This window comes from Niveibacterium sp. 24ML (assembly GCF_026586805.1).
Lineage (GTDB): Bacteria > Pseudomonadota > Gammaproteobacteria > Burkholderiales > Rhodocyclaceae > Niveibacterium.
Window position 1 is genome coordinate 59,236 of the sequence record NZ_JAPFHA010000011.1, and the last position, 14,798, is coordinate 74,033.

Genomic DNA, 14,798 nt, shown 5'->3' on the forward strand with positions numbered 1-14,798 from the left:
CGCACGGCTTGGCAGCGCGCCGACTCAGACCTTGCGGTCTGCCTCAGCCGCCGGCCGGGGGGCGGCAATGCTCGCCACCGCAGCGAAACCGCCACCGGGCGTGCGGAAGTTGGTGGTCTGGCCGCGGTAGAGGCGAGCCGCGAACAATTGCACCTGACCGGCGTAGGCGTAGGCGCGCAGATCGCTCTTGAGCTCGACCGAGGCGCCGTCGAGGTTTCGGATCCGCGCCGCGGGCGCCACGAGGCGTTGCGCGACATAGTCGCCGGCGATGATTTCCTCGAAAACGCGGCGCGTCAGTTTGTCGCCGCGGTAAGTTGCTTTGCTGCCGAAACCGGCTGCCGGCTTGAAAAACCACTGGCGGCGATCCTGCCAGAGCGCGTCCGCATCGTCTGCGTTAACGATCCGGGTTTCCGGCACCACGCGCTGGCACAGCGCGATATCGGCTTCGGCAGCGCCGATTCGCCGCAAGTACCCGGTATCGCCCAGCCGCGCAAGGTGGCGCTTGTCGGCATACAAGGCATGTGCGCGCGGGTGGGGCGTGATGACGGCCGTGGCGTTCAACCATGCGTGCAGCAGCGCATGGCTGGCTGCGGATTCAAAGGCGAAGTCCGTGCTGCGGTTGTAGACGAGGTCCACCACCGCATCCGCCAGCCAAAGCTGGTCATTTTCGTGGCGCAGATCGCGTGGGTCGCAGATGCTGGCGCGAATGCCGTGCCGTTCAAACAGGCGCTGGAAGAGCAGGAACTCGGGCAGCAAGTACTGTTCGCCCGGGTTCTCGTCAACGATGGCAATGTGGCGGAGCGGCGCATCGCCTCGTGCGGCGGCCCATTCCTTGCGGAACATCGCAACGAAGCCTGTTTCGATGGCGTCATCGCGGCCAGCGGTGTCGGCAGCGTTGCAGCAGGCATGCTGGGCGCGGGCGAGCACTGCGTTGAGCAGACCGCCGCCTGCGTTGGTGTTGATTTCGATGAGCTGGGGGCCGTCCTCGCCAAGGTGGAAGTCGTAGCCCATGAAAACGCCCCGTGCAGGGCTCTCGATCTGGTTGCTCGGCAAGGTGCCGTTCAGCGCTGTGGCCTGCCAGCCGGGCAGTGCAACGATGCGTTCATGGGCAGCAATGAAATCGGCCATGCGTGCCAGGTCGTGCGCAGCCACGTAGACGGTGGTGTCCGAGAACAGATGCAGGCGCGCTTCTTCGATCATTGCCAACAAGGCGCCATCGAGTGGATCACCGCGCAACTCGCGCTTCAAGCGCTCGTGGTCGAGCGTCACGCACGCGCATCGCTGGTTCAGCCATGCGGCGAGCGATCCTTGTGCCTTGAGCTGGGCTTCGGTGCATTCAGTCATGTGGCGTCCTATTCTGCGGTCTCATGACGATGGGGCCGATTTGCAGCCGATCAAGCCGCCCCGCGCCAGTCAGAAGCGGGAGAAATCCGGTTTGCGCTTTTCAACAAAGGCCGCGAATGCTTCGCCAGCTTCCTCTGACTTGAGCAGTTGCTTGAAGAGTGCGGCCTCGGCGGCGATCGTGCTGCGTGCGGCGCTCTGGCTTGCGCGGCGAATCAGTTCGCGGGTACCCAGCAAGGCTTGCGGCGGCTTGCTGGCAAGCTTGTGGGCCCAGGCCAGGGCGTGGTCGAAGACCTTCCCGTTGGGCAACACGATGTTCACGAGGCCGGCGCCGGCGGCAGTATGGGCGTCGAAGGGCTCACCCAGCAGCAGCCACTCGTTTGCGCGCGCGGCACCCACACGCTGTGCCAGCAACAAGCTTGAGCCGCCCTCGGCGCAGAGGCCAAGGCTGACAAAGGGCACCGCAAAGCTCGTCTGCTCGCCGCAGGCCACCAGATCGCAGTGGAGCAGAAGCGTCGTGCCGATCCCGACGGCGGGCCCGCACACGGCAGCCACCATCGGTTTGCGCAGCTCGGTGAGCAGGCGCAGCAAACGCATGACCGGTGCGCTGTCGTCCAGCGGCGGGTTGGCCATGAAGTCGGCAATGTCATTGCCGGCACTGAACGCGATCTCGCTGCCGGTGATCAGCATTGCGCGAATCTGCGGGTCGGCTTCGGCCTGCGTGAATGCCGCAATCAGTGCCTCGTACATTTCGGCCGTCAAGGCATTCTTCTTTTCCGGGCGATTGATCCGGATGATGCAGACGCGGTCCTGGGTCTCGCTGGTGATCAGCGCTGCTGTGTCCATTGTGTGCTCCCTGATGGTTCTGTCTCCATACGCCGCAGTATAGTGACTTGGCTGGCCACGGCAGCTGTGCGTGGTGATTGCCTTGATTCGCACGCTTGGCATTTACAACAGGCATCTGCGATCCTTGCCGGCTTTCCAGTTGCGTGTGGTTTCAATGAAGGTATTCGGTTTCGCCGGCTATTCCGGCTCAGGCAAGACCACGCTGATCGAAGCGCTGATTCCCTTGATCCGCGCGCGCGGCTTGCGCGTATCACTGATCAAGCACACTCACCACGGCTTCGATATCGATAAGCCGGGCAAGGACTCGTTCCGCTTTCGCGCAGCCGGTGCCAGTGAAGTGCTGCTGGCCGGCGGGCAGCGCTGGGCGCTGATGCACGAGCTCTGCGATGAACCCGAACCGACGCTGGACGAGCAGCTTGCGCGGCTTGCGGCGGTGGATCTGGTGTTGGTGGAGGGCTTTCGCGGCACGCCGATTCCGAAAATCGAGGTCTACCGGCCCGCAGCCGGCCACGAACTGCTGCACGCACGCTTCCCGAACGTGATCGCTGTTGCAAGCGACGTCAAACTTGATGTGCCCGTGCCGCTGCTCGACCTGAACGACCCGGCGGCGATTGCGAACTTCATACTCGAAACGGTGGGCCTGTCATGAAACACCCCTTGCTTAGTTACGAAGCGGCGCTTACACGTTTGCTTGACGCCGCACGGGTGCAGGGCAAGACCGAAATGGTGGGTTTGCTCCAGGCGCAGGGCCGGATCCTGGCCGCGCCGCTGCTTTCCGATTGCGCGGTGCCGCCGCACGACAATTCGGCCATGGATGGCTACGCGCTGCGTTGTGCCGATGTGGCGGCAGCGGGCACGCGCCTGCAGGTGGCGCAGCGCATTGCTGCCGGTGCCACCGGGTCCGCCTTGCAGGCGGGAACGGCCGCACGCATTTTCACTGGCGCGCCCATCCCGCCCGGCGCCGATGCGGTGGTGATGCAGGAGCGTTGCCGCGCGGACGGCGATGGCGTGTGGGTCGATGAGTTGCCACGGCTCGGTCAGAACATCCGCCGCGCGGGCGAAGACATTTTGCAAGGCGCGGTCGTGATCGAGGCGGGCCGGCAGTTGGGTGCGGCGCACATCGGGCTTGCCGCATCAGTTGGCGCCACGCAGCTTCTGGTGCACCGGCCCCTGCGGGTGGCGGTGTTCTTCACGGGTGACGAGCTGCGCGAACCGGGCGAGGCTTTGCCCGCGGGCGCGATCTACAACTCGAATCGCTACGTCCTGCGCGCCTTGCTCGATCAACTCGGATGCCAGGTCACGGACCTGGGCATCGTCCGCGACGATGCCGCGAAAACCCGCGAAGCCTTGCGCAGCGCGGCAGCGGGCCACGACGTGGTGATCACCTGCGGCGGCGTGTCGGTCGGTGAGGAAGACCATGTCAAAGCGGCGGTCGAGGCCGAAGGCGCGTTGTCACTCTGGAAGATCGCGATCAAGCCGGGCAAGCCGTTGGCCTTTGGCCGGGTTGGCGAGGCGGACTTCATCGGCTTGCCGGGCAATCCGGTTTCGGCCTATGTGACCTTTCTGACGCTGGTGCAACCGTTTCTGCGCAAACGTCAGGGGCGGCGGGGCGCAAACATGCCGCCGCGCCGGGTCAAGGCCGGTTTTGAATGGCCGCGCGCCGATGATCGCCGCGAGTTTCTGCGTGCGCAGATCGACGAAGCCGGGCGGGCAGTTCTTTTTCCGAAGCAAGGCTCCGGCGTGCTGACCTCCTGCGCCTGGGCCCACGGCCTGGTGGTGTTGGCGCCGTCGCAGACCGTGGCGATCGGTGATGAGGTGCAATTCTTGAGCGTGCAGGAGCTAACCTGAGTCATGAGCGTGAAAGTGCTTTTCTTTGCCTCCTTGCGTGAAGCGCTTGGGGTTGGCGAAATCAGCGTCGATCTGGCACCCGCAGGTTCCAGCGTTGGGGCTGTACGCGAGGCGCTGGCCGCGCGTGGCGGGGATTGGGCCGCCCTTGGGCCGGGGCGCGCGGTGCGGGCCGCAGTGAATCAGGACATGGTGCCGGCATCGCACGTGTTGCGAGATGGCGATGAACTTGCGTTCTTCCCGCCGGTGACCGGCGGTTGAGGGCGGCCCATGAGCGTATCCGTACAAACCGAAGACTTCGACCTCGCGCGTGAAACCGCCGCACTCACGCAGGGCCGCAGTGATTGCGGCGCGGTGGCCAGCTTCGTCGGGCTGGTGCGGGGCGCGAGTGATGGCGTCAGCGCCATGACGCTGGAACACTACCCCGGCATGACTGAGCGCGCCCTCGGGCAGATCGAAGCCGAGGCGCACGCCCGCTGGAAGATCGCCGCGGTGCGCATCATCCACCGCGTTGGGCGCCTCTTGCCGGGGGAACAGATCGTGTTTGTAGGGGTTGCATCAAGCCACCGGGGCGAGGCCTTCGCGGCCTGCGAGTTCATCATGGACTACCTGAAGACGCGCGCGCCGTTCTGGAAGAAGGAAGAAACCCCCAGCGGCGCGCGCTGGGTTGACGCCCGCGAGACCGACGAGACCGCTGCCAGCCGTTGGGATTCCTCCGCCTGAGATTCAAGGCCGTGCTGCGTATGCCGTAATATCGGGGATCAACTCGCCTTCAGGCAGGCCATGTCCGCATCCGATACAGCGCCCATTCACGAGGTACCCGCCGAACTGCACGCGCAGTTCGAACGCGTATGGGCCTTGCTGTTGCGCGAGCCTAAGGAAGCCCACGATCTTGCACTGCAGATCGAGCGGGCAGGGCGCATTGCCGGTGACGCCCACGCAACCTTGCTGGGGGAGTTGCTCAGCCTGGCCGTGCGTTCGCGGATGGCGCATGACCCGGCCGAAGTGGCCGACGAAGCGCGCCGCATCCACGCCGCCCTGGGTGCGATCGGCGACGAGGGCAACGCAGCGCGCTGCATCGTCATCGAAGCGAACGCCCTGGCGGATCTCGAACGGCGACGCGACGCGATTGCGCTGGTCGAAGCAAGTCTGCCCGCCGCGCGGAGGCTGCTTGGTCCGCCCGATCTGGGGCGGCTGCTCAATTCATATGGCGCGATACATGTCGACGAGGGCTGCCACGCCGAAGCCGTGTCCGCCTGGTACGAGGCGCTTGAACACCTGAGCGCGATTGCGCCAACGCCGGTCTTTGCGATGGTCACGCTCAACATTGGCGTGATGTACATGCGCTTTGGCAACTTTGCCGCAGCGGAGCCGCATCTGCGCGAAGCCTTCGAGTTGATCCAGCGCCAGGGGCTCACTGCCGTGGTCAACGTGTGCGCCGGCAATCTGGGGAACAATCTGCTGCAGTTGGGCCGGGCGAACGAGGCCTGCCAGTTCCTCGAAGCGCTCGCGCCGGATGTGCAGCGTGACTACGACCTGCGTGAGTACGCCTTCTTCCTGACGATTCGTGCCGAAGCGCTTTGCGCCTTGGGCCGGCTGGCAGAATCGCGCGCCTGTCTTGAGCAGGTTGAAGCGCTCGGCCCGGAATGCATGGACCTTCAGAACAAGCATTACCTGCGTATTGCATGGATGCGGCAAATGCGTCGCGAAGGGCGCGCTGATGAGGCCGTGGCGGCCTTGCGCAAGGCCGAAGCCGATCCGATGCACATCGAAGACCCCGGCTATGAGCTGCAGTTTCTGCTTGAGGCGGCGCAGATCATGGAATTGGTGGGCGACTATCGCGAAGCCTACCGCTACGCGCGCCAGCATCACATGTACGCGATCGAAATGAACCGCGAGTTCCAGCGCGCGGATTTCATGTCCTTGCACACCCGCTACGAGGTTCACAAGACTCTGGTGGATCGTGATTTCGAAGTTCGCATGCGGCATGAGGCGGAGGCCGCCCACGCCGAGATTGCCGAGCTCAATGCGCAACTTGAAGCGCGAGTCGCCGAAATCGAAGCGCTCCAGGGCAGCTTGCGCGAGCAGGCGATCCGGGACCCGCTGACCGGCGTGTACAACCGCCGCTTCCTGCAGGAACTCCTGCCCGCCGAACTGGCACGTTGCGCCCGTGATGGCAGCGATTTCTGCCTGTGCCTGATCGACGCCGACCACTTCAAACGCGTCAACGACAGTTTTGGCCACCAGGTGGGCGACACGGTCCTCAAGGCCCTGGGTGGCAGCCTGCTGGCGCTGGAGGCAAGTGGCATCGTTGTGGCGCGTTTCGGTGGCGAAGAGTTCTGCGTTGTCCTGCCCAATTTCGACCGCCATCGGTCGATGGCCCTGCTTGAAAGCCTGCGCGCCGACTTTTCAAACAAGCCCGAAATTCTGGCGATCTCGCCCGATTTCAAGGTCAGCTTCTCGGGCGGCATAGCGGAACTGACGGCCGACATTCACCAGCACCCGCGCGCGGTTGAACAGCTGATTGCGCGCGCCGACGCCGCGCTTTATGCGGCCAAGCGTGCGGGCCGGAACCGCATCGTCCAGGCCAGTGAGCTGCCGCGCGAGGGGCAAGCATGAGCCTGCACGCCCAAGCGCCGCTGCCCTTCGGGCTAGATCGCATCAGCGCGCTTGAGGGCGACTGGCGCAGCATCGCCGATCGACTCTGGCGCGCGCGCATGGGCTGGCCCGCCCTGGTGCGGGGCCTGGCGCAGACGGCGCGGGAGCGTTCCATGCGGCGCGGCGAAGCGGTGGATACCGCGCGCTTCGACCTGATCCTGCTGTCGCTGGAGCAGTTTGAGCAACAGGTCGTGCGGACGGGCGCGCAGTATTCGGGCGCACTCAGTGGCGTCTTCGCGCTGGCCGGCGACGAACGCTGGCGCGCTTTGGCAAACCTGCACGGCGCGCGCGATCAGATGATGGTGGGGGTTGAGAGCGCCTATGAAGCCTTGCGGATCTGGCTTGCAACCGACGCGAACGAAGTCTACGAGCAAGACCGCGCCTGGGTCCGCTCCACCCTGGGCGGCATGCTGATCCGGCAGGGGCGCGACGAAGAAGGCTTCTGCATGCGATACGAAAGCATCGAAATGCTGCGGCGCTGCCCGTTGGGGCCGGAACTGGTGTTCGCTCTGATGAACCTGGGCGCAACCCAGGCGGATCTGTACAACTTTACAACCGCACAGTCGCTCTACGAAGAGGCGCTCGAGGCTGCGCAGAGCATCGGGATGACCGACAGTCACACGATCCTCGCCGCCAATCTCGCTTCAGCGAAAATTGAACTGGGCGATCCGGAAGGCGCACTCGCGTTGCTGGAAACGGTGACAGAGGAGGCGGATTCACCTTATGACCGGCGCTCCTACGCCCTGGTGATGAACATGGCGCTCAACCAGTTGGGCCGCACTGATGAAGCCCGTGCATGGCTTGATCGCGCGACGGCGGGGCCGGATCGAGATTTCTTTTCGCAACTCGCGACCCTGAGCCTGGTCTGTGAGTTCTGCCAGTTGCGTGCCGAAGGTCGCCTCGAAGAAGCCTTGACCGCCTTGCGCGCAATCGAGAACGATACGGCGCTGACTCGCTCGCATCCGAATTATCTGCGCCTGCTCTCGGAAGCAGCCGAGCTGTTCGCGGCGCGTGAAGATTGGGCCAGTGCCTACGCTTACGAGCGCCGTCACCGCGATCGCTACCAACTCACTCAGCAGCAGGCCGCGCGGGCAGAAAAGCTCTCGATGCAGGCCCGCTACGACCTTTACCGCAGCCAGGTAGAGCGTGACTTCCAGCGACGCAAGCGCGAAGAGGCCGAAACCGCGCGCAGTACCGTTGAACGGCTCAACCAGAACCTGCGCAACCGCCTCGGGGAAATTCAGTCTTTGCAAGGCGCGCTGCAGGAGCAGGTGGTGACCGACCCGCTGACCGGTCTGTCCAATCGCCGCTTGTTGAACGAGGTACTGCCGCGCGAGATCGAGCGGGCCGAACGTGACGGTACGGCGCTTTCCTTTGTGATCCTCGACGTTGATGCCTTCAAGGAGGTCAACGATCGTCACGGGCATGCGTTGGGCGACGAAGTCTTGCGCCGGCTGGCGGCCTTGCTTAAGGATTGCACTCGTGCGGCGGACTACTGCTGCCGCTACGGCGGTGAAGAATTCTGCGTGGTGTTTCCGGGGCTCGAGGCTGCAATTGCAAGCGAGCGAATCGACTCGATCCTGACCTGCTTTGCTGAACTCCAATTCGCGCTGGAGAGCGGCGAGGTGCTGACGGGGCTGGGTTTCTCGGCCGGTGTGGCGGCCTACCCGGCCCATGCCAGCCGCGAGGAAACCTTGCTTAGTCTGGCGGACGGCGCCTTGCTCAGAGCAAAACGCGCCGGCAAGCGGCGCGTTCTGATGTGTGAGCCGGCGCTCGACCGGCCCGGTTCGGTTCAGCCCTGAGGGCTTACTTGCCGGTCTTGCGCGGTGCTGCGGCGCCGCTCAAGGCGCCCATCGAAACCTTGGCGATCTGCTCGTACATGCCCCGCGCGGCGTCAAACGCGTTTTGCGCCACCGCCATCGCGTCGGCCGGGTTGAAGCCAGCGCCCTTGAAGGCCTGTTGCATGGCCTCGGTGATATCGGTGCCGCCGCTCAGCTGCTGGCCAACAATCTTGCCGATCTCCGCCTGCGCTTCGGCAGTCATGCTGGCGATTTCACGGGTTGCACCCATCATGCGTTCAGCGGTCTTCTGCGCCATGCGGGTGCGTGCTTCCATTGCCGCGGCCGGGTCGGTAAGAGCGGTGGTGTCCTTGGCATTGGCCAGACCGTCTTCGAAAAGCTCACGCGCCAGGTTCACCTGAAGCTCGATGATCTTGCGGGCGTTCTCGAACGACATCTGTGCCATGCGTGAGGCCAGCTCCATATTGCGCTGCTGCATGGCCTGAAGGCCCATATCCTTGTTCGTCATGTTCGCTCCCGGTGTGGTTGGTTGGACGCCTTCACCTTAGCACCGCGAATGCTGCACCGCAATAAATGCTTTTCGGCGCTTGATTGTGGTCAAGCGATGATGCCACCTGATTGAAATCCTCGACACGCTCCCCATCTTCGAGACAGTACCAATCGGAGGAATGCCATCATGCGTTTCGACAAGCTGACGACCAAGTTCCAGTCTGCCCTGGCCGATGCCCAGAGCATTGCGGTGGGGAACGACAATCCGGCGATCGAGCCTCAGCACTTGCTGCTGGCGCTGATCAATCAAGACGACGGTAGCACCGTGTCGCTACTGCAACGAGCCGGCGCCAATGTGCCGCCGCTCAAGCGCGCGCTCGAACAGGCACTCGATCGCGTGCCCAAGATTCAGGGCGGTGGTGGCGAGGTGCAGATCGGCCGTGATCTGGGCAACCTGCTCAATCTCACCGACAAGGAAGCGCAGAAGCGCGGCGATCAGTTCATCGCCAGCGAGATGTTCCTGCTCGCGCTGACCGAGGACAAAGGTGAAGCGGGCCGCATGGCCAAGGAATACGGCCTGCAGCGCAAGGCGCTCGAAACCGCTATCGAGGCGGTCCGTGGCGGCGCAAGTGTCGGGTCGGCCGACGCGGAAGCACAGCGCGAATCGTTAAAGAAGTACTGCCTTGATCTGACCGAACGTGCCCGCAGTGGCAAGCTGGATCCGGTGATCGGCCGCGACGACGAGATCCGCCGCGCGATCCAGATTCTGCAACGCCGCACCAAGAACAACCCGGTTCTGATCGGCGAGCCCGGCGTGGGCAAAACGGCGATCGTGGAAGGGCTTGCGCAGCGCATCGTGAATGGCGAAGTGCCCGAAACGCTCAAGGGCAAGCGCGTGATGTCGCTCGACATGGCAGCCCTGCTTGCGGGCGCGAAGTATCGCGGCGAGTTTGAGGAGCGCCTGAAGGCGGTGCTCAACGACATCGCCAAAGAAGAGGGGCAGATCATCGTCTTCATCGACGAGATCCACACCATGGTGGGCGCGGGCAAGGCCGAAGGCGCGATCGACGCCGGCAACATGCTCAAGCCCGCGCTGGCGCGCGGCGAGTTGCACTGCATCGGCGCCACCACGCTGGACGAATACCGCAAGTACATCGAGAAAGACGCCGCGCTTGAGCGCCGCTTCCAGAAGGTGCTGGTGGACGAGCCTACGGTGGAATCGACAATCGCGATCCTGCGCGGCCTGCAGGAGAAGTACGAGCTGCATCACGGCGTGAACATCACCGACCCGGCGATCGTTGCTGCTGCCGAGCTGTCCCACCGCTACATCACCGACCGCTTCCTGCCTGACAAGGCCATCGACCTGATCGACGAAGCCGCGGCACGGATCAAGATGGAGATCGACTCCAAGCCTGAGTCGATGGACAAGCTTGATCGCCGGCTGATCCAGTTGAAGATTGAGCGCGAGGCGGTGAAGAAGGAAAAGGATGAGGCCTCGATCCGCCGCTTCGGACTGATCGAAGAAGAGATTGCGCGGCTGGACAAGGAATACGCCGACCTCGACGAGATCTGGAAAGCCGAGAAGGCCAAGGTGGCCGGCAGCCAGCACATCAAGGAGGCGATCGACAAACTGCGCGTGCAGATGGAAGACGCCAAGCGCCGTGGCGACTGGCAGAAGATGAGCGAACTGCAATACGGCGAGTTGCCCAAGCTGGAGGCGCAGCTGAAGGCTTCCGAAGGCGTCAGCAACGACGCTACGCCGAACAAGCTCTTGCGCACCGAGGTTGGGGCAGAAGAAATCGCCGAGGTGGTGTCGCGCGCAACCGGCATTCCGGTCAGCAAGATGATGCAGGGCGAGCGCGAGAAGCTGCTGCAGATGGAGGCAAAGCTGCACGAGCGAGTGATTGGCCAGGACGAGGCGGTGCAACGGGTGTCCGACGCCATCCGCCGCTCGCGCGCCGGTTTGTCGGAAGAGAACCGGCCTTACGGCTCCTTCCTGTTCCTCGGCCCGACCGGCGTCGGCAAGACCGAGCTGTGCAAAACGCTGGCAGGCTTCCTGTTCGATTCAGAGGAACACCTGATCCGCATCGACATGAGCGAGTTCATGGAGAAGCACTCGGTTGCACGCCTGATCGGCGCGCCGCCGGGATACGTAGGCTACGAGGAGGGTGGCTACCTCACCGAGCAGGTGCGTCGCAAGCCGTACTCGGTGATCCTGTTCGATGAGGTCGAAAAGGCGCACCCGGACGTGTTCAACGTACTGCTGCAGGTGCTGGACGACGGCCGCATGACCGACGGGCAGGGCCGCACGGTGGACTTCAAGAACACCGTGATCGTCATGACGTCGAACCTCGGCAGCCAGATGATCCAGGCGATGGCGGGGCAGACCTACGAGGCGGTGAAGGAAGCGGTGATGCAGGAGGTCAAGACCTACTTCCGGCCCGAGTTCATCAACCGGATCGACGAGGTGGTGGTCTTCCATGCCCTGGCCAACGCGCATATCCGCTCGATTGCGAAGATCCAGCTCGCCTACCTCGAGAAGCGCCTCGCGCGGCTTGAGATTGGCTTGACCACATCGGATGCGGCTCTGGACGATGTGGCGAAAGCGGGCTTCGACCCGGTGTTCGGTGCGCGCCCGCTCAAGCGCGCAATCCAGGAGCACATCGAGAACCCGCTTGCCAAGCTGATTCTCGAAGGCCGCTTTGGCCCGAAGGATACGGTGGTGGTGGATGCCGAGGCCGGCAAGATCACCTTCCGCAAGCCCAGCTGAGCAGAACGCAGGCAGAAACGAAAAGGCCCGGAGCGATCCGGGCCTTTTTCAGTTGGCGCTGACGAAAGGCAAGATGCCGTCGAGGCCAGCAAAGTCCAGCGCGTAGCTGGCCTGCGCACGGACAACCGGCTTTGCGCGGAAGGCAAAAGACAGCCCTGCGGCCGAGAACATTTCCAGATCGTTGGCGCCGTCGCCCGCTGCCAGCGTGGCGCTTGGTGCAATGCCGTACTGGTCGCGCAGGCTTTCGAGTGCCTTGCGCTTGGCAGCAGCGTCGATGATCGGGCCTTCGACCCGGCCGGTCAGGCGCCCGCCATGGGTTTCGAGCACGTTGGCAAAGCTGTGATCGAAGCCGAGGCGTGTGCGCAGGCGATCGGTAAAGAATGTGAAACCGCCGGAAACCAGCACGGTACGCAGGCCGGCAGCCTGCAGGCGCTTCATCAGTGCTTCAGCGCCCGGGTTCAGGGCCAGACGCTCAGCGTAGACGCGATCCAGCGCAGACTCTTCCAGCCCGGCAAGCAGGCTCACCCGGCGCGTCAGCGATTCGGCGAAATCGATCTCGCCGCGCATAGCTGCTTCGGTGATTTCGGACACCTGCGGCTTGACCCCGATCATGTCTGCGATCTCGTCGATGCACTCGATCGTGATCAGCGTGGAATCCATGTCGGTGACGAAGAGGCCGTAATCGCCGAGCTGACGGCCCGCAGGAACCCATCCGAAGTCCGCTTGCGCCGCGGCGCAGTGCTCGGCCAGTTCCGAATGCCTTGCCGCACCGAGCAGGCGAAACGCATCGGTGTGAATCTGCTCGATGCCGGCAGCGCCCGTCAGGTGAGCAATCCGTTTGAGTGCAGGGGTAGCAATATCGCGCCCCTGTACGACCAGAAACTCACTCACCCAAGGCCTCGCGCAGAAATCACGGGCGCCAGCACCTCACGGGCGTGGCGCAACATTTCTTCGGTGGTCTCCCAGCTCACGCAAGCGTCAGTCACCGAACAGCCGTAGCGCAACTCGGCCAAGTCCTTCGGAATCGCCTGGTTGCCGGCTTCGATGAAGCTTTCGATCATGGCGCCGATGATGGAGCTGTTGCCCTCGCGGATCTGGTGCACCACATCGCGCAGCACCAGGGGCTGAAACTCGGGCTTCTTCCAGGAGTTGGCATGCGAGCAATCGACCATCAGATTCTGCTTCTGACCACCTTTTGCCAGTGCCTGCTCCGCGAGCTTGATTGAAACGCTGTCGTAGTTCGGCCGCCCGCCACCGCCCCGCAGCACGACATGGCCGTACTTGTTACCGCCGGTTCGAATGATGGACGCCTCGCCGCGTTCGTTCATGCCCAGAAAGCTGTGCGGCGCCGCGGCGGAAAGAATGCCGTTGATGGCTGCATCCAGGGAGCCGTCGGTGCCGTTCTTGAAACCCACCGGTGTAGACAGGCCCGAGGCCATCTCGCGGTGGGTCTGGGATTCGGATGTGCGCGCGCCGATTGCTGTCCAGCTGATCAGATCGCCGTAGTACTGCGGCGCGATCGGGTCGAGCGCCTCGGTTGCCGCGGGCAGACCCAGTTCCGCCACGTCGCGCAGAAACTGGCGGCCGCGCTGCATGCCTTCAACGATGTTGAAGGAATCGTTCATGTGCGGATCGTTGATGAAGCCCTTCCAGCCAGTGGTCGTACGGGGCTTTTCGAAGTAAACACGCATCACGATGTAGAGCGTATCGGCCACCTCGTCGGCCAGCGCTTTGAGGCGCTTGGCATAGTCGATGCCGGCGAGCGGATCATGGATGGAGCAGGGGCCCACCACCACGACCAGCCGCGGGTCTTCGCGATCGAGAATGCGCATCAGCGTGCGGCGACCATCGACCACGGTCGACGCGGCCTTCTCGGTAAGCGGCACGAGCGCCTTGATGTTGGCCGGCGAGGGCATCGGATCGAGCCCGGCGATGTTGAGGTTTTCGGTTTGCGCAATCATGGCGGTGTGTCCGGATCTGCGGAGGCAGGATTTTACGCGATCCGGCAGGGCCGGGTCGCGCGCAGGAAGCCTTGTGCTGGCCCGGTTGGTGTGCGGTCAGCCGCACTAACCGGGCAGGCGGGCGCGATCAGCCCTTGTGCGGCGCGTTACGGGCGTCTGAATCGGCCAGTAACTGACCGATTTGTGCATCCTTGAATGCCCACATCTCGCCGACCCAGGCCTGGATACTGCTGCGGTAGGCGGCGTCGCGCTCATAGTCTCCGCCAAGCATCGCTGCGGGGATCTCGACCTGGCGGACGCGAACGATGACCTCCCGCACTTCGCCCGCCAGGATCTCCCAGAACGTGGGAACCCCTTGCGGATAAACGATGGTGACATCGAGCAGGCAGTCGAAGGTTTCGCCCATCGTGGCCAATGCAGTCGAAAGGCCGCCGACGCGGGGCTTGAGCAGATGCTTGTACGGCGAGCGCTGCGTCTTGTGCTTCGCGTCGGTGAAGCGGGTGCCTTCGAGGAAGTTCATCACCGAGGTCGGGATCAGTTTGAAGCGCTCGCAGGCTTTGCGGGTGGTTGCGAGATCGGTCTTGCCGCTCTTCATGCCGCCCTTGCGCTGCATGAAGGGGAAGTCCAGTGCCCACCAGGCTAAGCCGATGACCGGCACGTAGATCAGCTCGCGTTTCAGAAAGAACTTCAGGAAGGGGATATGGCCGATGAACACCTTCTGCAGCACCAGAATATCCACCCAGCTTTGGTGGTTGCTGCTCACCAGGTACCAGCCGCGCGGCTCAAGCGATGCGATGCCTTCCACATCCCAGCGGATATCCTGCGACGCGCTGATCCACCAACCGTTGATGCGCACCCAGGTGGTTGCCAGCGCATTGAGGCAGCGATCGGCGAATCGCCTGACCGGCGCGACGCGAAGCGCTGCCTTGAGCAGCGCGAAGGGAATCATCATGCTGAACATGATGATGGTGTTCAGCGCAATGATGATGCTGTTGAGGCAGCCCTTGATGCCGGCAAGCAAGCGGTGAAGGGGCGATGTGTTTGCGGGGTGAATGTGTCGGCTCATAGGCGGCCGATTCTACGGGAATT

General features: G+C 63.7%; 13 protein-coding genes. 7 read left to right on the forward strand and 6 right to left on the reverse strand.

Translation table 11 applies throughout. The features are described from left to right. Positions 1–24 precede the first annotated feature (24 nt). Both OPU71_RS11145 and OPU71_RS11150 read right to left on the reverse strand, forming a co-directional pair. A complete protein-coding gene (locus OPU71_RS11145) occupies positions 25–1,344 on the reverse strand; it encodes a hypothetical protein (protein ID WP_267728048.1) in 1,320 nt (439 codons plus the stop codon). 69 nt (positions 1,345–1,413) lie between these two features. Next, positions 1,414–2,187 carry an enoyl-CoA hydratase gene (locus OPU71_RS11150; RefSeq protein ID WP_267728049.1) on the reverse strand — a complete coding sequence of 258 codons (774 nt, stop codon included), beginning with the start codon at positions 2,185–2,187 and terminating at the stop codon, positions 1,414–1,416. Positions 2,188–2,341: 154 nt separating this feature from the next. Here OPU71_RS11150 and mobB point away from each other — a divergent pair, with 154 nt between their 5' ends. The 6 genes from mobB to OPU71_RS11180 are packed head-to-tail and all read left to right on the forward strand — an operon-like array spanning position 2,342 to position 8,492. Further along, entirely contained in the window at positions 2,342–2,836 is a 495-nt protein-coding gene (mobB, locus tag OPU71_RS11155) for a molybdopterin-guanine dinucleotide biosynthesis protein B (RefSeq protein ID WP_267728130.1), read from the forward strand. After that, a complete protein-coding gene (gene glp / locus OPU71_RS11160) occupies positions 2,833–4,035 on the forward strand; it encodes a gephyrin-like molybdotransferase Glp (protein WP_267728050.1) in 1,203 nt (400 codons plus the stop codon). The genes mobB and glp overlap by 4 nt, the downstream gene beginning before the upstream one ends. Before the next feature lie 3 nt (positions 4,036–4,038). Further along, positions 4,039–4,293, forward strand: coding sequence for a molybdopterin converting factor subunit 1 (gene moaD, locus OPU71_RS11165; protein ID WP_267728051.1), 255 nt, complete (start codon positions 4,039–4,041; stop codon positions 4,291–4,293). 9 nt (positions 4,294–4,302) lie between these two features. Next, a complete protein-coding gene (gene moaE / locus OPU71_RS11170) occupies positions 4,303–4,755 on the forward strand; it encodes a molybdopterin synthase catalytic subunit MoaE (protein WP_267728052.1) in 453 nt (150 codons plus the stop codon). Positions 4,756–4,815: 60 nt separating this feature from the next. Beyond that, positions 4,816–6,651, forward strand: coding sequence for a GGDEF domain-containing protein (locus OPU71_RS11175; RefSeq protein WP_267728053.1), 1,836 nt, complete (start codon positions 4,816–4,818; stop codon positions 6,649–6,651). Next, the gene (locus tag OPU71_RS11180) at positions 6,648–8,492 is read left to right on the forward strand and encodes a sensor domain-containing diguanylate cyclase (RefSeq protein WP_267728054.1); all 1,845 of its coding nucleotides are present in this window, start codon (positions 6,648–6,650) and stop codon (positions 8,490–8,492) included. Before OPU71_RS11175 ends, OPU71_RS11180 begins: the two co-directional genes overlap by 4 nt. 4 nt (positions 8,493–8,496) lie before the next feature. Here OPU71_RS11180 and OPU71_RS11185 read toward each other — a convergent pair whose 3' ends face one another. Beyond that, positions 8,497–8,997 (reverse strand): phasin family protein, encoded by a 501-nt coding sequence (locus OPU71_RS11185; protein ID WP_267728055.1) that lies wholly within the window; start codon positions 8,995–8,997, stop codon positions 8,497–8,499. 168 nt (positions 8,998–9,165) lie between these two features. On the opposite strand from OPU71_RS11185, the gene clpB reads away from it, so the two are divergent. Continuing rightward, positions 9,166–11,748: an ATP-dependent chaperone ClpB gene (gene clpB, locus OPU71_RS11190; RefSeq protein ID WP_267728056.1), complete on the forward strand. Its 2,583-nt coding sequence runs from the start codon at positions 9,166–9,168 to the stop codon at positions 11,746–11,748. A gap of 48 nt (positions 11,749–11,796) precedes the next feature. Here the strand turns inward: clpB and serB are convergent, their stop codons facing one another. From serB to OPU71_RS11205, 3 genes are all read right to left on the reverse strand, one after another. Further along, positions 11,797–12,639: a phosphoserine phosphatase SerB gene (gene serB, locus OPU71_RS11195; RefSeq protein WP_267728057.1), complete on the reverse strand. Its 843-nt coding sequence runs from the start codon at positions 12,637–12,639 to the stop codon at positions 11,797–11,799. Then, positions 12,636–13,709 (reverse strand): 3-deoxy-7-phosphoheptulonate synthase, encoded by a 1,074-nt coding sequence (locus tag OPU71_RS11200; RefSeq protein WP_267728058.1) that lies wholly within the window; start codon positions 13,707–13,709, stop codon positions 12,636–12,638. The genes serB and OPU71_RS11200 overlap by 4 nt, the downstream gene beginning before the upstream one ends. A 127-nt stretch (positions 13,710–13,836) precedes the next feature. Further along, on the reverse strand, positions 13,837–14,775 hold the full coding sequence (locus tag OPU71_RS11205) for an acyltransferase (RefSeq protein ID WP_267728059.1): 939 nt from the start codon (positions 14,773–14,775) through the stop codon (positions 13,837–13,839). Positions 14,776–14,798: the final 23 nt, after the last annotated feature.

What these genes read in the sequence shown, in the direction of transcription:
- OPU71_RS11180 (WP_267728054.1), top strand. Translation starts at nt 6,648, where the DNA reads ATGAGCCTGCACGCCCAAGCGCCGCTGCCCTTCGGGCTAGATCGCATC.
- glp (WP_267728050.1), top strand. Translation starts at nt 2,833, where the DNA reads ATGAAACACCCCTTGCTTAGTTACGAAGCGGCGCTTACACGTTTGCTT.
- OPU71_RS11175 (WP_267728053.1), top strand. Translation starts at nt 4,816, where the DNA reads ATGTCCGCATCCGATACAGCGCCCATTCACGAGGTACCCGCCGAACTG.
- OPU71_RS11200 (WP_267728058.1), bottom strand. Translation starts at nt 13,709, where the DNA reads ATGATTGCGCAAACCGAAAACCTCAACATCGCCGGGCTCGATCCGATG.
- OPU71_RS11185 (WP_267728055.1), bottom strand. Translation starts at nt 8,997, where the DNA reads ATGACGAACAAGGATATGGGCCTTCAGGCCATGCAGCAGCGCAATATG.
- moaE (WP_267728052.1), top strand. Translation starts at nt 4,303, where the DNA reads ATGAGCGTATCCGTACAAACCGAAGACTTCGACCTCGCGCGTGAAACC.
- moaD (WP_267728051.1), top strand. Translation starts at nt 4,039, where the DNA reads ATGAGCGTGAAAGTGCTTTTCTTTGCCTCCTTGCGTGAAGCGCTTGGG.
- OPU71_RS11205 (WP_267728059.1), bottom strand. Translation starts at nt 14,775, where the DNA reads ATGAGCCGACACATTCACCCCGCAAACACATCGCCCCTTCACCGCTTG.
- OPU71_RS11150 (WP_267728049.1), bottom strand. Translation starts at nt 2,187, where the DNA reads ATGGACACAGCAGCGCTGATCACCAGCGAGACCCAGGACCGCGTCTGC.
- OPU71_RS11145 (WP_267728048.1), bottom strand. Translation starts at nt 1,344, where the DNA reads ATGACTGAATGCACCGAAGCCCAGCTCAAGGCACAAGGATCGCTCGCC.
- mobB (WP_267728130.1), top strand. Translation starts at nt 2,342, where the DNA reads ATGAAGGTATTCGGTTTCGCCGGCTATTCCGGCTCAGGCAAGACCACG.
- clpB (WP_267728056.1), top strand. Translation starts at nt 9,166, where the DNA reads ATGCGTTTCGACAAGCTGACGACCAAGTTCCAGTCTGCCCTGGCCGAT.